Below are 20,269 nucleotides of genomic sequence, written 5' to 3'. Positions count from 1 at the left end.
GACCATGCAACCGGAATCAGCCGGGACAGCCACGTCTGGAGCCAAGGTGCGGCCAGCGCGCGCCCGTTTCGGGTCCTCCGAGGTGCCGGCCTCCCGTGCCACGCAGGACCGGATCGACATCCCCGAGTTCGCCCCCAACCTTGAGCCGGAAGGCGACATCAGCCCGGACCGGTTCCTGGACCGTGAGCTCAGCTGGCTGGCCTTCAATTCGCGTGTGCTGGAACTTGCCGAGGACCCGAACCTCTATCTTCTGGAGCGGGTCAGCTTCCTCTCCATCTTTGCCTCCAACTTGGACGAGTTCTTCATGGTCCGTGTTGCCGGCCTGAAGCGCCGCATCGCCACAGGACTGGCTGTACCGTCCCCGGCTGGCCTGAGCCCCATGCAGGTTCTGGACCAGATCGGCGAAGCCGCCCACCGGCTCCAGCAGCGCCACGCGCGGGTCTACGCCGAGCAGATCCGGCCCGCCCTCGCCTACGAGCACATCCACCTCATGCATTGGGACGAACTGGATGACCAGGCCAAGGACCAGCTCAGCGCCATGTTCGCGGAGAAGGTCTTCCCCATCCTGACGCCCCTTGCGGTGGACCCCGCACACCCGTTCCCCTACATCTCGGGGCTGTCCCTGAACCTGGCCGTGGTGGTGCGCAACCCGGTCAGCGACAAGGAGCTGTTCGCCCGCGTCAAGGTTCCGGACCAGTTGCCCCGACTCATCTCCATCGACGGCCCGCGTGCCGGATCCGTGCCCGGCCGGGTGGCCCGGTTCATCGCCTTGGAAGAGGTCATCGCAGTCCACCTGGACCAGCTGTTCGCCGGCATGGAGGTCCTGGAGCACCACACCTTCCGCGTCACCCGTAACGAGGACGTCGAGGTTGAAGAGGACGACGCCGAGAACCTGCTGCAGGCGCTCGAGAAGGAACTGCTACGCCGCCGGTTCGGCCCGCCCGTGCGCCTCGAGGTCACCAACGACATCAACCCGAACATCCGGGCCCTGCTGATCCGCGAACTGGGCGTGGAGGAGTCAGAGGTCTACTCCGTTCCTGCCCCGCTGGACCTCCGCGGCTTGTCCGTCATTGCCGGGATCGACCGCGCGGACCTGCACTACCCCAAGCATGTGCCGCACACCTCGCGGTACCTGAATGAATCGGAAACGTCCAAGGCCGCGAACGTATTTGCCGCCATGCGTCGGCGGGACATCCTCCTGCACCACCCTTACGATTCCTTCTCCACCTCCGTCCAGGCTTTCCTGGAACAGGCCGCGGCGGACCCGAAGGTGCAGGCCATCAAGCAGACCCTGTACCGCACCTCCGGCGACTCCCCCATCGTCGACGCCCTCATCGACGCCGCGGAGGCAGGCAAGCAGGTGCTGGCCCTGGTTGAGATCAAGGCCCGGTTCGACGAACAGGCCAACATTTCCTGGGCCCGGAAACTGGAACAGGCCGGCGTGCACGTTGTGTACGGCATCGTGGGCCTGAAAACCCACTGCAAGCTGTCCCTCGTGGTCCGCCAGGAAGTGGACGGCCTGCGGCGCTACTGCCACATCGGCACCGGCAACTACCACCCGCGCACGGCGCGCTACTACGAGGACCTCGGTCTGCTGACCGCCAACGAACAGGTGGGCGAGGACCTTTCCAAGCTCTTCAACCAGCTCTCCGGCTACGCGCCGAAATCCACCTTCAAGCGGCTCCTCGTGGCGCCCCGTTCGGTGCGTTCCGGACTTATCGACCGCATCGAGAAGGAAATCCGCAACGCCAAGGCCGGCATCGCAGCCAGAGTCCAGATCAAGGTCAACTCCATGGTGGACGAGGCGATCATCGACTCGCTCTACCGCGCCTCGCAGGCCGGCGTGAACGTTGACGTGATCGTCCGTGGCATCTGTTCCCTGCGCCCGGGCATCCCGGGCCTCAGCGAAAACATCACGGTGCGCTCCGTGCTGGGACGGTTCCTGGAGCACTCGAGGGTCTTCGCGTTCGCCAACGGCGGCGACCCCGTGGTCTACATTGGTTCCGCCGACATGATGCACCGCAACCTGGACCGGCGCGTGGAAGCCCTCGTCCAGCTCACCAGCGGCGACGACACCGCCTATGTGCTGGACATGCTCCGCCGCTATATGGACCCGGAGACCGCCAGCTGGTACCTGGACAGCCAAGGCGAATGGACGAGGCACCACCTCGGCGACGACGGCCGGCTCCTGGACGACGTCCAGTCATGGCTGCTCGCATCGCGCTCCCGCCAGCGCCAGCGCCCAACGGTAAGGCGGTAGGACCCTGGCCTTGAAGAGTGACGAGACAAGTGCCGTCAGCAACGACACGGCAAACGATTCACTCGTTGCCGACCAGACCGACCATCCCGGCGAACCCATTGCCGTGGTTGCGGCGGGCGCTTTGCCGTGGCGCATCAACAAGGACAAGCTGGAAGTCCTGCTGATCCACCGTCCAAGCTATGACGACTGGTCGTGGCCCAAGGGCAAGATCGACGCCGGCGAGACCATCCCTGAGTGCGCCGTCCGCGAGATCGAAGAGGAGATAGGGCTCAAGGCCACCCTGGGCATTCCCCTTCCGCCCATTCACTACCATGTGTCAGCCGGCCTGAAGGTAGTGCACTACTGGGCCGTGGATGTGGACGGTGCCGTGCTTCGTCCGGACGGCAAGGAAGTGGACAGCGTGATGTGGTGTTCGCCGGAAAAGGCGGCCGCCCTGCTGAGCAACCCCGGTGATGTGGCGCCGCTCGAGCGGCTGGTGGCAGCCTACGACCGCAAGGAACTGGATACCTGGCCCCTGCTGGTGGTCCGCCATGCCAAGGCCAAGCCGCGTTCTTCCTGGACCAAGGCGGAAGGCGACCGTCCGCTCGCGGCCACCGGATTGCGCCAGGCACAGGCCGTTCGCCGGCTGCTGCATGTATGGAAGCCGATGCGCGTGCACTCCAGCCCGTGGCAGCGCTGCGTGGCCACGATTGCCCCGTACGCCAAGTCTGCCGAAGCCAAGGTGAAACTGCACGATGCCCTGACGGAGCACCGCCACGCGCGCAGCCCCAAGAAGACTGCCGCCGTCGTCGAATCACTCTTCGATAAACAGCGCGCCATTGCACTGTGCACCCACCGGCCCGCACTGCCTACGGTCATCAAGCAGCTCGGCGAGCACATGAACGGCCGGCTGCGGGCGCTCCTGCCGTCCTCCGACCCCTACCTGGCTCCGGGTGAGATCCTCGTGTGCCACGTGGCCCGCGGCAGCAACCACAAAATCGTCGCAGTGGAACAGTTCAGGCCCTTCGACGACTAGCAGGGCGGGCCGGCGCCCGCACTCCAGGTAACGTCCTGGCTTGACCCCCAGGTCTTTGTATCAAATACTCAGTACATTGATGCAAGAATCTGGGGGGATTGTGCCGGTCCAATTCGAACTGCCGCCGATGCTGCTGCTGGGACCGCTGGTCGCAGCCGTCGTTCTTTATCTCATCCTGAGGTGGGTGGTGTGGGAACCCAAGATGGGCGCATCACCCGAAACTGTTTCCCAGCACGCGCTGTGGGTCGGGGTCATCGGCTGGATGGCCAGTTCCCTGCAGGGTGCCATGAACGTCGGCATCATCCCGGCCGGCAGAACTAACAGCCCCGTCACCGGACCTTTCCTGGTGACACCGGAGACAATCATCCCGGCACTGGCCTGGCCAATCCTTGGCGTCCTCGGGATCCATGCCATCGGCCAAGTCAGCTATCCGCGCCCCAAGCGACTCCGCCGCAAGGCAAGCCTCCATGTGCGGAAGATCCGCGATTTCCTTCCGCGGCCGCTGGCGTGGACAACCCTGGCCATCTTCACGGGTGCGACGCTTTTCATCGCCTGGACGGCCACGCTTTCGGCGTACGCACCGATGCCCTACGGGTCAGTCCAGGAGGATGCGGAAGGCTTCAGGACCTTCGGCGGCGACGGGCGGATCGCCGGCATCGAATTGGCCACCTGGCTGGGAGCGGCGCTGGTTGTCCTGGCTGCGGGCACGTGCGTGGTGCTGCTGCTGATCTCCCACCGCAGGCAGCTCGAGCCGCTGACGGACCACGACAACTCATTGCTCCGGACGATTGCCATGAACCGGCTCCTGCGCACGGTGGCAACCGTGGCCTCGGGCCTGGCAGTCATCGCCGGCAACTTTGCCGCCCGGCCGGACCCCGCCGTCGGCAGCACGTCGTGGACCAACGTCGCAGGTCTTGTGGGCATGGCTGTCCTGCTGGCCATGTTGGTCTGGGCACCGCCGAAACTGGCCGGGCCGACAGGCCACCCGGCGAAGCTTGCGACGCCGGCCGGAGGGTCCCATCCCGCTGCCCGGCTGGTTTCCTCGGTCGGCGCCGCCCTCGGTGTCGCCGCGGCCCTGCCGCTCCTCGTCGGAGTCTTCCTCGTACCCGCGATCATGGCCGCGCCAGCCAGCTACGGGCCACCCGCATTCGTGTCCCTGGTGACCGCGCTGATACTTTTGGTCCTCGCCGCAGGCGAGCTCCTGCTGCAGCGAAACTACGCCAGCACGGATCAGCCCCGCATCTGGCCCCGGCAGCCGGTGTCGCCGGCCTTGTTCACTACCGCGGTCCTGGCGCTGCTCGTGTTCGTGACAACGCTGGTTGTGTCAGCGTCCGGAAACTCCCTCATTGGCCGCGACGGGGGGTGGCTACCTCCCGCAGTCCTCAGCGCAGCCGGGGTGATCCTGGCGCTCCCGGCTTTCTTCGCCACGCAACGCCGGCACGGAATACGGGACGCTCCCCCGGGCCTGGACGCCGCCCTGCGGGCCATCACTGTCTACCGGATTGTCCGGACGCTTTCGGCCATGTTCATGGCGCAGGCCGCCATTGTTTTGCTCATGAACAGCCAAGCGTGGGCCGCCGTGTTCGGTGTGGCGTTTATGCCGACCATCCCCTGGTGGCCCGCTTCCCTCGCCGGTGCCGTCCTGGCCGGTGGTGCGATTGTGACGGCACTCGTGCCGGTGCGTGCCCTCGCGGGATCCGGCTACCGGTCCGCTCCCCTGCCCGACAGGGAAGCCATCACTTGACGGCGGGCATTTCCGTGGACGTCGGATCGGCTGTGCCCCCCTATGAGCAAATCCGCACGCAGATCTCCTCGCTGATTGCCGTGGGCTCGCTGGCGGCCGGAACCCGGTTGCCCACCGTGCGCAGCCTTGCCGCGGACCTGGGCATCGCGGCGGGCACAGTGGCACGGGCCTACAAGGAACTCGAGCAGGCCGGCCTGATCGAAACGCGGCGGCGGAACGGCACCGTCGTCGTCGGAATTCCCGACGACGGTCTGCCGCCCGTTGGCGCCGTCAACGCGGACGTCGTGGCCGCCGTCGACCGTTACATCACGGAGGGCCGCGGGGCGGGCCTTGATGACGGCACGCTCCAGGGCATTCTGCGCGTGCGGCTCGGCCATCAGTAGACTGGGACGGTGAGCATTCCAACGCCCTATGAAGACCTTCTGCGTGACGTCCTTGCCAACGGCACGCACAAATCAGACCGCACCGGCACCGGCACGCTCAGCGTGTTTGGACGCCAGATGCGCTTTGACCTGAGCCAAAGCTTCCCGCTGGTCACCACCAAGCGCGTGCATTTCAAGTCCGTGGCCGTCGAGCTGCTGTGGTTCCTGCGCGGCGAGACCAACGTGAAGTGGATGCAGGACCAGGGCGTCACCATCTGGAACGAATGGGCAGATGCCGACGGCGAACTCGGCCCCGTTTACGGTGTCCAGTGGCGCAGCTGGCCGACGCCCGACGGCGGCCACATCGACCAGATCGCCGAACTGGTGGAGAACCTGAAGTCCAACCCGGACTCGCGCCGGCACATCGTCTCCGCGTGGAATGTCGCCGAGCTCCAGGACATGGCCCTGCCCCCGTGCCATGCCTTCTTCCAGTTCTATGTTGCGGACGGCAAGCTGTCCTGCCAGCTTTACCAGCGCTCCGCGGACACGTTCCTGGGCGTCCCGTTCAACATCGCCTCTTATGCGCTGCTGACGTGCATGCTGGCGCAGCAGGTGGGCCTGGAACCGGGTGAGTTCGTCTGGACCGGCGGGGATGTGCACATCTACGACAACCACATGGACCAGGTCCTCAAGCAGCTGAAGCGGGAGCCGTACGAGTACCCGCAGCTGAAGATCCTGCGCAAGCCGGACACGATTTTCGACTACACGCTGGATGACTTCGAAGTTGTCGGCTACCAGCACCACCCTACGATTAAGGCGCCGATCGCAGTATGAGCACCGACAACGCCATGAATCCCCTGGCCTTCACTGAAAAAATTGCCGACGACACCACCGGAGTGGGGCTTGTCTGGGCCCAGACCACGGCAGGCGTGATCGGCAAGGACGGCGACATGCCGTGGCACCTGCCCGAGGACATGAAGCATTTCACCCGGCTCACCAACGGGCACCCGGTGATCATGGGCCGCAAGACCTGGCTGTCCTTTCCGGACAAGTACCGTCCCCTGCCGGGGCGCACCAACATTGTGGTGACACGGCAGGAAGGCTGGGGCGACACCGCCGAGGCGGAGGGCGCCCTCGCGGTGAAGTCGCTCGACGACGCCCTGCTGGAATCCCAGTTCGCTCCCGGCCACGAAACGGTGTGGGTGCTGGGCGGCGGCGAAATCTTTGCGCAGACGCTGGACATCGCCAACGTCGCGGTAGTGACGTTCATCGATTCCGAAACCGATGGCGACACGTATGCGCCCGACCTCGGCTTCGAGTGGAAGCTGGCCGCGAGCGAACCGGCCACCGGCTGGCTGACGTCCACCAGCGGAACCCGGTACCGGTTCACCATGTGGCGCCGGACAGAGGGCTAGGAGCATGCTGAAGAAGCCGGAAACACTCTTTGTCCTGGGCTACATGCTGCTCCCGCTGCTGGCACTTCTCTCCGCGATCGTGGGACTCACCATGATCCTGGGAGGCAACAAGATCGCCGGCGCCGTCGTGCTGGTGGTGGTCACCCAGGCGTTCGCGTTCGGGGCCGTCTACGCGCTTCGCCTCCGCAAGGCGGCGGTGCTGGAGCAGCACGACGCCGAATAGCGGCTAAGGCGGCGGGTTGCCTTTGCGATGGGGAGAGCAGCCCATCGCGGACTCTGCCGTTTAGCTACTAGAGTCATGCGAGCAGCTTGACGATTATCCGCTGCTCAGAACTTTTGGGGGGATGCCTTGTGGCAGGAAACTTGTGGGGCGCGGACGTTGCCCAGCTGCGGACTCTGGCGCAGCAGTTCGGCAAAACATCCGACAGCCTGCTTCAGCAGTCAACACAGCTGAGCAACCAGATCAACAACAACCCCGCGTGGAAGGGCCAGGACGCGGTCACCTTCCGGTCCGACTGGAACAGCAGCCACCGTGCCCTCATTCAGAGAACAGCGTTGGCTCTCAAGCAGGAGTCGAAGAAGCTGCTGACCCAGGCCGAGGAGCAGGAGAAGGCCAGCACTGGCGGCGGCGACGGCGGCGGGCCGGGCACAGGAGGCGCCGGTTCGAGCGGCGATGCTGGCGACGATAAGAAACCGTTCCAGTTGGGTCCTGACTGGCTTGCTGACAGTGATGACTCCCCTTCCCCCTTCCGCGGAGGCTGGGACACATACAACCTGATCAAGGCCTTCCCTAACATTCGCGCTGGGGTCTTCGACGCCGCCGCGATTATGCGCGAGTCTGGCTTCCGCAAATCCTTCACCAAAGCTGCCTGGGACACTTTCCAGGAGTCCAACGCCATCAGCAGATATTTCAACATGTCGTCGGATCTGTTCGACGGGAAATTCCATAACGTGCTGAATCTGGCACCGGACTCTTCTGCGTTTAAGGTTCTTGGAGGCTTCGGTCATGCACTTGGTGGCCTGGGTGTGGGCCTTGACACCCTCGACGCAGTGAATAAGTGGCAAGCGGGGGACACAGGAGGCGCGTATTACTCCGGGGCGAAGGCCGCTCTCGGAGTAGTATCTTTCTTCCCGCCACCCGTCGGAACAGCGGCCATGGTCGCTAGCGGCGCACTTGCCATTTATGACAATGTCCCCGCAGTCAAGAACTTCGTCAACGGAGTCGGTGGACAGATAGCCGAGGGATGGAATGCCGCGGGACACGCAATCGAACAGAGTACGGAAGCGGCCGGAGAAGCCATTGCCGATGCCGGCGAGGCCGTGAGTGACGCCGTGGGCGACGGAGCAAAGGCCGTATCGAAATTCTTTGGATTCTAGAAAAGGGAAAGCCAAATGACTGACACCATCTCCGAAGCAACTGGTTCAACCGACCGACAGTACCCGGACTCGATCGGCTTCGGCTACGCCGAGATCGTGGCGCTCCTCAACCTGAACAAGGGAAACGAAGCCAACAACAGCGCCCACGCTTTGCGCCTTGAAAATGAGCTGGATGACATCAAGATGATTTCCGCCGGCGCCTCGTCCCTTGTCGCCCGCGGCCTTGCCATCGTTGAGCAGGATGGAGAGCTGTCCGTCTCGGGCCCGGTAGCCGCGGTCACTTCGGCCCTTACCTCTGCCGTGCGACGCATGGAGATCTCCCTGCTGACGGCTGACGGAGGAGACAGTGTCTTATCGGTTGAGTCCGAGGACTACCAAATCATCATGCAGCCTCGGGCGTATCTGACGTGGTTTGCAATGGCGCAAAACCCCGAGATCTCCGCCGCAGAAGGAAACTTCTACATCATGCGCAAACACCTGTCGGACAACCCGGCCGGAGGCGCCACGATTCTCCGCCGCGAAGACCCGCACAAGCGCCGGCTTCTTCTCAAGCGCGGAACTGCTGGCTGGGCGGTCGGGTATATCAGCCAAGGGGAGGACGAGGTGGAGGAAATCTCTGGACTCTCCGACGCACAGGTCCTCGAGAAAATCAGGGAACTCAGGAACGAAAAATAATGTTCAACAACAACCCCGAGCGGGCTGCACGCGACGAAGAGATGTGGCAGTGGCACAAGCAGGCCCTGGCTGCCGGGCAGCGAAGAGTCCTCTCCCGGACCATGAGCGGCGAGCTGTACAGCTATGCGAAGGACGAGATCGGCTTTCGGCGAAATGGGCCGGGAAATGGCGTCTCCACGCTGAGGGGCCTCATCGTGGTGACCGCTGTGATGGCTGCTTTCGGCATCCTGACGGCCGTTATGGCCGTCGGTGTATGGTCACCGGACGGAGAACCGGCGTGGGGTTTCCTTGTCCTCACACTTTTTGCGGCAGTAATGGTCTGGTGGGGAGTCCGTTGCGCCATCTCAGAGATCAAAGCGAAGAAGATCAGGGAACAGCGCGGAGTCCCCACTCCGAGCGGAGCGCCTCTTTGAACAAACACCTGAGCGTCAACCTCAATTCCGGGAATGACACTCCGCCGGGCCGCATCCGCGCTACCCGCGGCGAAGGCACGGCATGAGCCAGCCGGACGACCTAGTCCGCGCCCACCACGAACAGGCGCTGGCACGAGGTGAAAAAAGGGTCCTGTTCCGCACCGTGGACGGCAGGCTTCACAGCTACGCCAAGGATGAGCTCGGAGTGGTCACCGCCAGTTCCCAACCCCAGGTGCGTTCCGCCGTCGGCTTCCTTATGATGGCGGTTGCCTTCGCTGCCGTTGCAGTCTTTTCCATCTTTCTGGTGGCCGGCCCCACCAACAGGGGCCAGGACCCCATGTGGGGCGCCCTGTTCCTGACCGCGGCCGGACTGGGTGGCGCCCTGTACGCCATCCAGATGGCGCAAGTAGCTTCGAGAGCCAAACGCCTGAGGGCGGAACGGGGAATCCCAGAACCCACGGCCCGCCAGTTCGACTGAGCCGGTCACGCCGAAAAGGCCAGAGCCGTTATCCGACGCTGGTTGAGGGAAAAATCAGCGGCCAGAACTGACCATGGTATTTGACCAAGAGCGTGAGCGGCGCAACGATGCCGTAGTCGCAGAGCACAAAGCGTTGGCCGGCGGTGAGAAGCGCGGGCATCGCGATCTACGAAAGGGCAAGGCATGAGCCAGCCGGACAACCAGCCCCAGCGGGGTAGCAGGAAGGGCTACTACGCCCGTCAGGTGGAGGCCGAGGCAGCACGCCAAGGTCTGACCGTCGAGGAGTACGGAGTGTACAAAGGCGACGTCGGCAGCGCTGTCAAACCCATCAACTCGGCGGGCGGGCTGCTCTTCCTCAGCATCCTGATCACGCTGATCATCACCGTGGTAGCCGTGCTCATGGTCAAGCTGCTTACCGATGGCACGGAGGAGCCCGATTGGGGCCAGCTTGTGTTCGCTGCTGCCTTCGGCCTCTGGATTGTTCCCACAGCCTGGGCCTACTACTTCAAAGAGCGCAAGGCAGCGCGCCTCCGCAGGCAGAACGGCAAAACCATCGAGTTGCCCACCAGGCGCAACTCTGCGAGGGACTGAGTCCGCCGCACTGCTTAGGGGAGGGCCGCCGTCGTGCGTTGGGTGCGTGACGTAACCGACTGCGCCGTGCCGGTTCCGAAGTCTAAACTGGACGAATGACTACAGCAGCTACCCCCTCCGTCGGCCTGGTCGGATGGCGCGGCATGGTCGGCTCCGTCCTGATGCAGCGCATGCAGGACGAAGGCGACTTCGCCAACATCAACCCGGTGTTCTTCTCCACGTCAAACGCCGGAGGTGCCGCGCCTTCGTTTGCTGATGGGTCCGGCAAGCTCGAGGACGCGTTCGACGTCGACACGCTGGCTAAGCTGCCGATTATCGTCACCGCCCAGGGCGGCGACTACACCAATCGGGTCCACGGCGAGCTGCGCAGCCGTGGCTGGGACGGCCTCTGGATCGACGCCGCCTCCACCCTGCGCATGAACGATGACTCGATCATCGTGCTGGACCCCATCAACCGCGACGTCATCGACAAGGGCCTGGTCAACGGCACCAAGGACTTCATCGGCGGCAACTGCACCGTGTCCTGCATGCTGATGGGCCTCGGCGGCCTGTTCAAGAACGGCCTCGTCGAGTGGGGCACGTCCATGACCTACCAGGCTGCCTCCGGCGGCGGCGCCCGCCACATGCGCGAGCTGCTCAGCCAGTTCGGCACGCTTAACGCCGAGGTCAGCTCCGAACTGGACGACCCGGCGTCGGCCATCCTGGAAATCGACCGCAAGGTCTTGGAGCACCAGCGCACCGACATCGACGCGACCCAGTTCGGTGTCCCGCTGGCCGGCTCGCTGATCCCCTGGATCGACGCGGACCTGGGCAACGGCCAGTCCAAGGAAGAGTGGAAGGCGGGCGTCGAGACCAACAAGATCCTCGGCACGTCCGGCGAGAACCACATCATCATGGACGGCCTGTGCATCCGGATCGGCGCCATGCGTTCACACTCCCAGGCGCTCACGCTCAAGCTCCGCGAAGACCTCTCCGTAACGGAGATCGAAAGCATCCTGGCCGCGGACAACGAGTGGGCCAAGGTGGTGCCGAACACCAAGGAGGACTCGATGGCGAGCCTCACCCCGGTGGCTGCATCCGGCACGCTGGACATCCCCGTGGGCCGTATCCGCAAGCTCGAAATGGGACCGGAATACATCAGCGCCTTCACCGTGGGCGACCAGCTCCTGTGGGGCGCCGCCGAGCCGCTGCGCCGCATGCTCAACATCGCCACCGGCACCCTCTAGGCGCCTCCCCCGGTTCCCGGCACGAGGTTCCCGGCACCGGGCGCTACGGTGCCTGGCCGAGGAACTTCAGGTACCTCGCGGCCTGCAGCTCAAATGACTTTTGGGCTGCAGGCCGCAGTCCGTTAACCGTGTCGAACGGTTCAGGCACGACGGCGGCCGTCCGCCCGGTGCCTGACCGCGCCCAGGTGCCGATCACTTCGCCGCCGGAGACAATGGTCTTCTTGAACACACCGTTGCCGCCGGGAACAACCTTCTGGGAATGCTCCGCCGGGAGTACCAGAGACCGGTCCGTGTAGCCCAGCAGGAACTCATCGAACCCGGGCAGCGCCAGCAGGGCGCGCTGGCCGGGAACACCGTCGTCGAGCAGCGCCGCGGTGGCCGGCGACATCCAGTAGCTGGTCCCTTCGAACTCCAGCTCAACGAGCTGGTCCTTCACCAGGGCCAGGCCGCTGCGGACTTCCGTCACCGGGGTGTTCGACCACCAGGCGAAGTCACGTTCCGTGGCCGGGCCGTGACTGAACATGTACCGCAGCAGCAGTTCAGCGATGCCCTCGGCTCGGCCCAGTTCCCGGGATTTCGGGATCCACTCGTCGAATGCCTTGATGAGCTGCTGGTTCCCGACGAGGGGTCCCTGCACCAGCCACGCGCGCTGGCACAGGACCCCCAGCAGGTGGATGCCGCGCTGGCCAACCGTAGACTGGCCCGCTGCTTCGAAGGCCGCAAAGAGCTGTTGGCGCGTGGCCGATCCGCCGCCCAAGACCAGATCTAACGCCGCCTCACGGGCAACGTCCACATCGCGGGCATCAATCTCGAGCTCCCGGTGGCGGGTGCCCATGCCCCGGAGCAGGCGGTCGGCCGTGATGTCCAGGATCCAGCGCAGATCCTCCGGAGCAAGCAGGTGAAGCGTCCCGCGCATCGGCCATGAGCGGACAACGGTCCCTTCATCCAGCGCCGAGCGGACAGTGCCGACGCCGGAGTTGCGCACCCTCAGGCCGACCGCCCACAGCGCTGCCTGCATGTCCTGCGCCTGCATGGCCGTCATCCAGCGCACGGCCTCCGCCACGGAGTCGAAGTCCGGTGCCAGCAGCCCCTGCGCGGCCAGGCGCAGCCTTCCGATGACATGCCGGGTGACCCTGGTCCGCGTGCCTGCTCCCATGCCCCCATCGTAGGTCCAGCCGCGGACAATCCACGTCCGCATTTCCGGAATCTCCCGGCCGGCAGCGGGGCACGGGCAGTACCCCGTCTCCTCCCAGCCCGTTTACAGCAGAGGTCCCTACGCTGGATGCATGACTATCGGAGACCTCTGGCCGCACCTGCGGCCCCTGTGCCGGGCACTCGCCCTGCTGGGCTGGGTCACGAGCGCCGCCGGCATGGCCGCCGGGCTGTCCATCGCTATTGCCGGCGGAACCACCCTCTCCCCTACCGTCCAGGCCCTGCAGCTGGTCTCCACGATCAGCATGGGAGTGGCGGTCATCAGTTTCATCGCAGCGTCCCTGCTGCAGCCCCGGCACCGCGGCTGGCACCCTGGTGAACAGGAACGCGGCGCCGTGGCCCACGAACAGGCCGGCGAGATGCCGCCAACCATCAGGAGTTTCCTGCTGGCCGCCCTTGCTTTGCTGGCGGGCGCAGTGGTGTTCGCCGGTGCCGGGCTGGTCCTCCGCAACGGCCCCAGCGCGCAGTCCGTGGCATTCTGCCAGGTCTTCCTGCTGGGCGCAGCGGCGTCCGGGTTCACGTTCATGCTGTTCAGCAAGGTAGCCCCGCGGCACAGCAGGAACTGAGTGGCAGCTCCCTAGAGCTCGACGCCGATCAGCAAGGGTTCGGGGTGCAGTTCGATGCCAAAGCGTTCGACGACGCCGCGGCGCACTTCACGCGCGACGGCGACCATGTCCGCCGCGCTGGCGGAACCCCGGTTGGTAATGGCCAGGGTGTGCTTGGTGGACAGGGATGCGCGGCCGCCGGAGACGCTGCCGGCTTCCAGTGCGAAGCCCTTCCCGAAGCCTGCATGGTCAATCAGCCAGGCTGCGGACAGCTTCACCAGCCCGTCCGCTCCGGCCGGATAGCGGGGAGCGCCTTCGGGCAGCGCCTCCGCCGCGTCTGCCGGGACGATGGGATTGGTGAAGAAGGAACCGGTGGAATAGGTGTCGCGGTCTGCCGGGTCCAGGACCATGCCCTTGGAGGCCCTGAGCCGCAGTACCTCCCGGCGCACATCGTTGGAGTATGCCCTCTTGCCGGGCTCAACGCCGAGGGATTTCGCAAGCTCGGCATACCGGATCGGAGCACTCATCCTGCCCAGCGGCAGCTGGAACTCGACCGTCAGGACCACGTAGCGCGGGGACCCCTGGACGGCGGTCTGCTTGAGGATCGAGTCCCGGTATCCGAACTTCAGCTCGGAACTCGTGAAGGTGCGGACTGCGTTCTGTTCCCGGTCCCAGGTCCGGACCGCGGCAATGGTCTGGGAGACGTCGGCGCCGTAGGCACCCACGTTCTGGACGGGCGTGGCGCCGGTGGACCCGGGAATGCCGGACAGGGCTTCGATTCCCGACCATGCATGGCGCACCGCATGCTCCACCAGGGCATCCCAGTTATGCCCCGCCTGGACCACCACGGCCACCCCGCCACAGGAATCCTCCGCGTTGACGGTGAACCCCTCGGAGGCAATCCTGAGCACGGTGCCGGGGTACCCGTCGTCGGAAATCAACAGGTTCGATCCGCCAGCGATGATCAGCAACTGCTCGCCGGCGGCGTCCGCAGAGCGGACGGCGTCGATGATTTCCGGCTCCGTGCGCGCTTCGATGTAGTTGCCGGCGGGACCGCCGACGGCGGCAGTGGTCAGGTCGGAAAGCAAAGTCTGGGTCACCTGTCCAGCCTAGCGGTCATTGTGGCGGCACCGGGATTCAGGGGAGTTTCCGGGCCACCGGGGACAGCAGGAAGCTGACCACCAGCATCACCATCACGGCGAGCAGCGAGTGGAGGATGCCCACGTGTTCGGCCAGCAGCCCCAGCAGCGGAGGCCCGCAGAGAAACGCGCCATAGCCGATGGTGGACACTACCGAAACGCGGGCCGCTGCCTTGACCGGATCGTCGGCGGCCGCCGACATGCCGACCGGGAAGCCCAACGACGCTCCGAGGCCCCAGACCGCCAGCGCCACGAACGCCATCCACGGCACGGGGGCGAACACGAACAGACCCAGGCCAGCGACGGCCAGGCCGGCGCACCAGCGCATCACGGGCACCCTGCCAAACCGGTCCAGGACCAGTGTGCCGGTAAAGCGGCCGATGGTCATGAAGGTGACGAACAGCCCGTAGCCCGCCGCGCCGGCAGCGTCGCTCTGGCCATGGCCGTCGGCAAGGGCCAGGGCCACCCAGTCGCCGGCCGCCCCCTCGGCGAGGGCGAGGCCCAGGACCAGCACGCCCAGCAGCAGCGTGCGCTTGTCGCGCCAGGCCTGGGCAATCTGGCGTTTGTTGTCCAGCGGCTGCTCCGGGACCGCGTCCGTCTGGCGGACGATCGGGATTGGCCCGGTGGAGGGATCCTCGAACGTGTCCGTCCCGGACGCCTTGAACGGGCGCTCCCCCTGGACCGGCGTGATGTCCGCCCGGAACCAGGCGGCTGCCGTCGCCACCGAGACGGCCACAACGAGCCCGCCGGCAGCAAGGTGCCAGAACACGGGAACGCCGGCCCCGGCCGCCCAGGCACCAAGCCCGGCGCCGGCCACCGTTCCGAGGCTAAAGGAGCCGTGCAGCCGGGGCATGATGTGCCGCCGGACGGCGCGTTCCACCGCGGCGCCTTCGACATTGGACGCGGTGTTCCAGCTGGCGGTGCCCAGCCCGATGATCGCCAGTCCCGCGGCAACCGCCACGGGGCTGGCGAGCACGGACGTGCCGAAGCCCGCCAGCACCAGCCCGAAGCCCACCATGATGCTGCCGATCCGGATGGTCCGTTTGGAGCCCAGCCGGAGGACGATCAGCCCCGAGGCGGACACTGAAACAAACGAACCGGCCGTCATGCACAGCAGGAGCAGGCCGATGGTGCCGGGCGTCAGGTCCAGGCCATCGCGGATGGCCGGCAGCCGGGACACCCAGGTGGAAAACGCGAGTCCGCTGGCCCCGTAGGCCACCACCACTGCGTTGCGCCAATGGGTGATCTCGGCAGCCGGAACGAAGGCTTCCCTGGTTAAGGCAGCCTTTCTGCTACGCAAGCCTGACGACTGCCTGTGCCTTCATCAGGACCTTCTGGCCGGCGAAGACCACGGTGAGGTCCACGCGCGCGGTGCCGGCGTCGGCGTCGAGCGCGCCAATGGCGCCGCTGACCTCGATGACGGCCCCCGGCTCCTCTGTGCCCGTGGTGTCCGTGACGAGGACCGGTTTGGTGAAGCGTGTCTGGAAATCGACGACGGCGGCCGGGTCGCCGGCCCAGTCGGTGACGAGCTGGACTGCCGCGCCCATGGTGAACATGCCGTGGGCAATGACGCCCGGCAGGCCCACACCGGTGGCGAACGCTTCATTCCAGTGGATCGGGTTGAAGTCGCCGGACGCACCGGCGTACTTCACCAGGTCCTGGCGGCTGACGGTGATGCTGCGGCTGCCGAGGTCCTGGCCGACTGCGAGTTCAGAGAAAACGGGGGTGATGGATGCAGTGCTCATGGGTTACTGTGCCTCTCCGCGGACCAGGATGGATGAGGTGGCGGTGGCGACGGCCTCCCGGGAGGGATCCGGCGTGCCGTCTGCTGGACCTTCACCGCTGAGCGCGAAGATTTCCGAGCGGGTGGTGATCATGGCGCCGCCGCCCATGGCACGGACACCGTCCACGTGCAGCTCTGCCACCAGCCGGTCGCCGGCGAAAATGGGGCGGTGGTGGACAAAGCGCTGATCCGCATGGACCACGCGGGAGAAGTCAATGCCGGACTCCGGGTCCTCGATCAGCTGGGCGTCTGCGCGCTGGGCAATGATGATTGCGAAAGTGGGAGGCGCCACGAGGTCGCTGTGGCCAAGGGCCTTGGCCGCGTCCAGGTCAAAGTGCGCGGGGTGGGTTGCCTTGACGGCCCTGGCGAACTCGCGGATTTTCTCGCGGCCGACGTCGTACACCTCTGCGGCAGGGTAGCTACGGCCCTGCAGATCCGGATTGATAGTCATGGCCTCAAGCCTATCGTTCCGCCGCCGCTGGACCCCGAAGAGGTGGGCGGGCTCACGGCCTGTTACGCGCAGAGGGAGTGGCGCGCCATTTCTCCACTGGTCGTATACGCAGGCTACCTCTTGTAGGTCTTGCGGATCTGCTGGCCGCGGACCACGATCCCCACCACATGCAGGACCAGGCCCAGCCCGATCACCGGCAGCGAGGCCACGGCGAGGCCCTGGTTGTTGGAGGTGTTGCCCACCAGGTTGAGGATGATGCCTGCGGCGATCAGGCCCATGGCGCTGAAAACGAGCACCTTGTAGGCGGTGGATGCGGTGGCCCAGAATTCGTTCAGCACCGTGCCATTCTACGGGCCGCCATTCAGAACAAGGACTCCTGCACTGCCGGAACCTCTGAGCCGTAGTGGTCCCCGAGCTCAACGGCGCGTGCCTTCAGCTGGCTGAGGTTCACCACGAACTCCAGCTCGGCCCCATCCAGCGCGGCAACGGCGATGCTCCCGCTCACCGCGTCAATCCGGAATCCGTGCGTGCCGGTGCTGAGGTCATGCGGGTAGGAATGCCTGGCGGCCGGCGTGCACGCCCCGTCCGCGAGACCGGGCCGCACCCAGCTCTCGTCCACCACGTCAAAGCCTTCGATGCCGGCGCGCTTCAGTAGTAAGCGGGCCTCCGCTGCCAGCCGCCCGTTCAGGGCGTCCAGTTCGACGGCGGGGGCCGGTGCCACCAGGGCCGCAGCCTTGGCCGCCGACCGGACCTGCTGCGGGAGCTCCGCGTCACGGGTGAGCATGTCTTCGAGGATCCGGACAACCTTGCCGTCGTCCGCGCGCGCCACATACCGGGCCACCACGGCGCCCTGCTCGGCCAGCCGGTTCCATTTCCGCAGGTTCGAGGCCGTGCCCACCTTGCTGGCCCTGTTGGCGAATGTGGCCACGTACAACCAGTGCTGCTGCATCAGGTACGCGCGCAGGCCCGGGGGAACGCCACCGCCGCGGTGAAAGTCGTGAATGAGCCGGGAATCGTCCACCACGAAGCAGCGCTCGCACTGGCTGCCCCTGACTGCCGGCGCCTTGGCCGGGCAGAGGACATGGTCCCGGTCGGCGGGGCCGTGCACCCTGTGATGCCCCAGGCAGAACTTACCCTCCGCGGCCACCCGGAAGCCCAGCCGGCTGCCGGCGTCGAGCGTCAGCTCCCTGAAGCCGCCGGCCGGGTCCTGGAGCCGCATGACCGGAGTCCCGCCGTCGTTCCTCCCGGACGGACGGTTCTCCGCGGAACCGGGCGGCGCCCCGTCCCAAAAGACCCCGTGGACCAGATAACGGGTATCGGTCACGGGGTCTCCTTGGATTGCTGGGGACGCTAGAGCGCCGGCTGCACGCCAAATGCTACGGCGAGCTTCATGATCTTTTCGGCGCGGCCCAGGCGGGGCAGGTCGGAGCCGTCGCGGATCACGCGGCCGTTGGCTTCGAAGTCGGCCATGAAGTCCGTGGCCCACGCGACGTCGGACGGCGTGGGGCTGATGACCTCGTTGATGACGTTGGTCTGGTCGATGGCCAGGCACAGCTTGCCGGTCATGCCCATCATCACGGTGATGCCGGTCTGCTCGCGCAGGATCGGGTGGTTGGTGCCCACGGTGGGGCCGTCGATCGGGCCCGGGAGGTTGCCCACTCGGCTGGCGACAACCAGCTTGGCCCGCGGGTAGGCCATGGCCTCGGCGGTGGCGGCCATGCCAGTGTCGCGGCGGAAGTCACCGGAACCGAAGGCCAGGCGGAACGCGCCCTGGGCCTTGGCGATGTTGTTGGCTTCCTCGATGCCGACGGCCGATTCGACCAGCGCAATCACGGGGGTCTTGCCGTCCATGCGGTGGTAGCTCTCCGTGACCTGGTCCGCGGACTCGGTCTTGGCCAGCATGACGCCGAGCAGTCCGGGGGTGCCGCGCAGGCCGGCGAGGTCTGCGGCCCAGAACGGGCTGGTGGCGTCGTTGATCCGGACCCAGGCCTGGCCGCCGGCAGTCAGCCAGTTGACCACGTGCTCGCGGGCAGTGTCCTTCTGCGAGGGGTCCACGGCATCTTCGATGTCCAGGATGATCGAGTCCGCGCGCGACACGGCCGAGACGTCAAAAAGCTCAGGCTTCATTGCGTTGACCAAAAGCCACGAACGGGCAATTTCGGCGGGGATGTTTCGTTCGGGCCGTACAGTCTCGACGGCGGCGGAGATAGAGGTCATGCATCTACCGTATCCGCCCGGTACGCACAAACGCTAAGTAACAGCCGCCCGCCGGGCGAACAATACCGCGAACATTACGACCAAAATCCGCGGTTGCCTGCGCGTCAAACTCCTTCACAGGCCGTTACCGGGCGAAACGGGGCGTCTTGTGACCCGCCGTTTCCTCCTGTTTCCGCTCATTTCCGCGGGTTTCCCGGCGTGACAGCAACGCTTTTATTGGCCGGAAAGGTGCGCTTACATCGTTCAAGCGGCAGGCAAATAACCCCGCTGCATCACTCCACAACCTCTCCCCAATGCTTCACAAAGGAACCCCGAATGAAACGACACCTGACCATCATGAGTGCCGCGGCCGCCGTCGTCATCGCGATGACGGTGTCGGGCTGCGGCGGCGCGGCCGAAGCCGGCGATAGTTCCTCCGGAGGCGCCTCCGGCGCCACCGAGGTGAAGGAGCTGCGCTACCAGGGCTGGGCCAACTCCGTCACTCTTCCCGAGCTGGCCCAGGACCTCGGCTACCTCGGCGACGTCAAGCTCAACTGGGTGGGCAACACCATCAGCGGCCCGCAGGACATCCAGTCAGCAGCCACCGGCCAGACCGACTTCGGCGGTGCCTTCGCCGGAGCGGTGGTGAAACTCGTTGAAGCCGGCGCCCCGGTGAAAGCCGTCATCAACTACTACGGCGAGGACGAGAAGACGTTCAACGGCTTCTACGTCAAGGAAGACAGCCCCATCCGCACCGCCCGGGACTTCATCGGCAAGAAGATCGCCGTGAACACGCTGGGTGCGCACTCCGACGCCGTCATCAACACCTACCTGCAGAAGAACGGCCTGAGCGCCGAGGAAATCAAACAGGTCCAGCTGGTGGTGGTGCCGCCCAACGACACCGAGGAAGCCATCCGCCGCGGCCAGGTGGACGCCGGTTCACTGGGCGGCGTCCTGCAGGACAAGGCAATCGCCAACGGCGGACTGCGCTCGGTGTTCAGCGACGCCGAACTGTTCGGCACCTTCGCCGGCGGCCCCTACGTGCTGCGCACCGACTTCATCGCCAAGAACCCCAACACCACCCGGACGTTCACCACCGGGGTGGCCAAGGCCATCGAGTGGGAGCGGACCACACCGCGCGAGGAAGTGATCGCCCGTTTCACCAAGATCCTGCAGGAACGCGGGCGCAACGAGAACCCTGCTGCCCTGCAGTACTGGAAGAGCGTGGGCGTTCCGGCCAAGGGCGAGATCAAGGATGAGGACTTCACCCGCTGGGGCAAGTGGCTCAAGGACACCGGGATCGTCCAAGGCGAACTGGATCCGAAGAAGCTCTACACCAACGAGTTCAACGGGCTGGTGACCGGGTGAGCGCCGCGACCCCGGGAAA

23 protein-coding genes are annotated in these 20,269 nt (G+C 65.8%); 15 read left to right on the top strand and 8 right to left on the bottom strand.

Annotated elements, in window-relative coordinates:
* The first annotated feature begins 4 nt into the window (after nucleotides 1-4).
* The 13 genes from AB0N24_RS00390 to asd all read left to right on the top strand — a co-directional run bounded on the left by AB0N24_RS00390 (nucleotide 5) and on the right by asd (nucleotide 11,556).
* Nucleotides 5-2,260, top strand: coding sequence for an RNA degradosome polyphosphate kinase (locus AB0N24_RS00390; RefSeq protein WP_364118973.1), 2,256 nt, complete (start codon nucleotides 5-7; stop codon nucleotides 2,258-2,260).
* Nucleotides 2,261-2,270: 10 nt separating this feature from the next.
* Nucleotides 2,271-3,275, top strand: a complete 1,005-nt coding sequence (locus tag AB0N24_RS00385; protein ID WP_364118970.1) for an NUDIX hydrolase — start codon at nucleotides 2,271-2,273, stop codon at nucleotides 3,273-3,275.
* Nucleotides 3,276-3,354: 79 nt separating this feature from the next.
* Nucleotides 3,355-5,019, top strand: coding sequence for a hypothetical protein (locus tag AB0N24_RS00380; RefSeq protein WP_364118967.1), 1,665 nt, complete (start codon nucleotides 3,355-3,357; stop codon nucleotides 5,017-5,019).
* On the top strand, nucleotides 5,016-5,402 hold the full coding sequence (locus AB0N24_RS00375; RefSeq protein ID WP_364118964.1) for a GntR family transcriptional regulator: 387 nt from the start codon (nucleotides 5,016-5,018) through the stop codon (nucleotides 5,400-5,402). The genes AB0N24_RS00380 and AB0N24_RS00375 overlap by 4 nt, the downstream gene beginning before the upstream one ends.
* A gap of 9 nt (nucleotides 5,403-5,411) precedes the next feature.
* Nucleotides 5,412-6,215, top strand: coding sequence for a thymidylate synthase (locus AB0N24_RS00370; RefSeq protein ID WP_364118961.1), 804 nt, complete (start codon nucleotides 5,412-5,414; stop codon nucleotides 6,213-6,215).
* Nucleotides 6,212-6,796 carry a dihydrofolate reductase gene (locus AB0N24_RS00365; protein ID WP_214953723.1) on the top strand — a complete coding sequence of 195 codons (585 nt, stop codon included), beginning with the start codon at nucleotides 6,212-6,214 and terminating at the stop codon, nucleotides 6,794-6,796. The genes AB0N24_RS00370 and AB0N24_RS00365 overlap by 4 nt, the downstream gene beginning before the upstream one ends.
* A gap of 4 nt (nucleotides 6,797-6,800) precedes the next feature.
* Nucleotides 6,801-7,019 carry an NF038396 family protein gene (locus tag AB0N24_RS00360; RefSeq protein WP_364118958.1) on the top strand — a complete coding sequence of 73 codons (219 nt, stop codon included), beginning with the start codon at nucleotides 6,801-6,803 and terminating at the stop codon, nucleotides 7,017-7,019.
* A gap of 128 nt (nucleotides 7,020-7,147) precedes the next feature.
* Nucleotides 7,148-8,173, top strand: a complete 1,026-nt coding sequence (locus AB0N24_RS00355; RefSeq protein ID WP_364118955.1) for a hypothetical protein — start codon at nucleotides 7,148-7,150, stop codon at nucleotides 8,171-8,173.
* A gap of 15 nt (nucleotides 8,174-8,188) precedes the next feature.
* Nucleotides 8,189-8,848, top strand: coding sequence for a hypothetical protein (locus tag AB0N24_RS00350; RefSeq protein ID WP_364118952.1), 660 nt, complete (start codon nucleotides 8,189-8,191; stop codon nucleotides 8,846-8,848).
* Nucleotides 8,848-9,261, top strand: a complete 414-nt coding sequence (locus tag AB0N24_RS00345) for a hypothetical protein (protein ID WP_364118949.1) — start codon at nucleotides 8,848-8,850, stop codon at nucleotides 9,259-9,261. Before AB0N24_RS00350 ends, AB0N24_RS00345 begins: the two co-directional genes overlap by 1 nt.
* Nucleotides 9,262-9,343: 82 nt before the next feature.
* Nucleotides 9,344-9,739 carry a hypothetical protein gene (locus tag AB0N24_RS00340; protein WP_364118946.1) on the top strand — a complete coding sequence of 132 codons (396 nt, stop codon included), beginning with the start codon at nucleotides 9,344-9,346 and terminating at the stop codon, nucleotides 9,737-9,739.
* Between the two features lie 183 nt (nucleotides 9,740-9,922).
* Complete coding sequence (locus AB0N24_RS00335; protein WP_364118944.1) at nucleotides 9,923-10,330, top strand: hypothetical protein; 408 nt, start codon at nucleotides 9,923-9,925, stop codon at nucleotides 10,328-10,330.
* Nucleotides 10,331-10,425: 95 nt separating this feature from the next.
* The gene (gene asd, locus AB0N24_RS00330; RefSeq protein ID WP_364118941.1) at nucleotides 10,426-11,556 is read left to right on the top strand and encodes an aspartate-semialdehyde dehydrogenase; all 1,131 of its coding nucleotides are present in this window, start codon (nucleotides 10,426-10,428) and stop codon (nucleotides 11,554-11,556) included.
* 43 nt (nucleotides 11,557-11,599) lie between these two features.
* On the opposite strand, the gene AB0N24_RS00325 is transcribed toward asd, so the two are convergent.
* The gene (locus AB0N24_RS00325; RefSeq protein ID WP_364119702.1) at nucleotides 11,600-12,712 is read right to left on the bottom strand and encodes a winged helix DNA-binding domain-containing protein; all 1,113 of its coding nucleotides are present in this window, start codon (nucleotides 12,710-12,712) and stop codon (nucleotides 11,600-11,602) included.
* Between the two features lie 130 nt (nucleotides 12,713-12,842).
* Between AB0N24_RS00325 and AB0N24_RS00320 the strand changes: the two genes are divergently transcribed.
* Nucleotides 12,843-13,334, top strand: a complete 492-nt coding sequence (locus AB0N24_RS00320) for a hypothetical protein (RefSeq protein ID WP_364118938.1) — start codon at nucleotides 12,843-12,845, stop codon at nucleotides 13,332-13,334.
* A gap of 11 nt (nucleotides 13,335-13,345) precedes the next feature.
* Here the strand turns inward: AB0N24_RS00320 and AB0N24_RS00315 are convergent, their stop codons facing one another.
* The 7 genes from AB0N24_RS00315 to AB0N24_RS00285 form a co-directional block, all read right to left on the bottom strand.
* A complete protein-coding gene (locus AB0N24_RS00315; protein ID WP_364118935.1) occupies nucleotides 13,346-14,413 on the bottom strand; it encodes a UDP-N-acetylmuramate dehydrogenase in 1,068 nt (355 codons plus the stop codon).
* Between the two features lie 37 nt (nucleotides 14,414-14,450).
* Nucleotides 14,451-15,752: an MFS transporter gene (locus tag AB0N24_RS00310; RefSeq protein ID WP_364118932.1), complete on the bottom strand. Its 1,302-nt coding sequence runs from the start codon at nucleotides 15,750-15,752 to the stop codon at nucleotides 14,451-14,453.
* On the bottom strand, nucleotides 15,745-16,182 hold the full coding sequence (locus AB0N24_RS00305; protein ID WP_364119700.1) for a MaoC family dehydratase: 438 nt from the start codon (nucleotides 16,180-16,182) through the stop codon (nucleotides 15,745-15,747). The genes AB0N24_RS00310 and AB0N24_RS00305 overlap by 8 nt, the downstream gene beginning before the upstream one ends.
* Before the next feature lie 18 nt (nucleotides 16,183-16,200).
* Nucleotides 16,201-16,686, bottom strand: coding sequence for a MaoC family dehydratase N-terminal domain-containing protein (locus AB0N24_RS00300; protein ID WP_364118929.1), 486 nt, complete (start codon nucleotides 16,684-16,686; stop codon nucleotides 16,201-16,203).
* A gap of 113 nt (nucleotides 16,687-16,799) precedes the next feature.
* Nucleotides 16,800-17,024 (bottom strand): DUF3188 domain-containing protein, encoded by a 225-nt coding sequence (locus tag AB0N24_RS00295; protein WP_104171987.1) that lies wholly within the window; start codon nucleotides 17,022-17,024, stop codon nucleotides 16,800-16,802.
* 23 nt (nucleotides 17,025-17,047) lie between these two features.
* Nucleotides 17,048-18,010, bottom strand: a complete 963-nt coding sequence (locus AB0N24_RS00290) for a DUF2797 domain-containing protein (RefSeq protein WP_364118925.1) — start codon at nucleotides 18,008-18,010, stop codon at nucleotides 17,048-17,050.
* Nucleotides 18,011-18,036: 26 nt separating this feature from the next.
* Nucleotides 18,037-18,903: a CoA ester lyase gene (locus AB0N24_RS00285; protein ID WP_364118922.1), complete on the bottom strand. Its 867-nt coding sequence runs from the start codon at nucleotides 18,901-18,903 to the stop codon at nucleotides 18,037-18,039.
* A 315-nt stretch (nucleotides 18,904-19,218) separates the two neighbouring features.
* Between AB0N24_RS00285 and AB0N24_RS00280 the strand changes: the two genes are divergently transcribed.
* Nucleotides 19,219-20,250 (top strand): ABC transporter substrate-binding protein, encoded by a 1,032-nt coding sequence (locus tag AB0N24_RS00280; protein WP_364118919.1) that lies wholly within the window; start codon nucleotides 19,219-19,221, stop codon nucleotides 20,248-20,250.
* The last annotated feature ends 19 nt before the right edge of the window (nucleotides 20,251-20,269 follow it).

The organism is Arthrobacter sp. NPDC093128, from assembly GCF_040683875.1.
In the GTDB taxonomy this organism is placed as follows: domain Bacteria; phylum Actinomycetota; class Actinomycetes; order Actinomycetales; family Micrococcaceae; genus Arthrobacter.
This window is presented reverse-complemented; position numbering and strand designations above follow the sequence as displayed.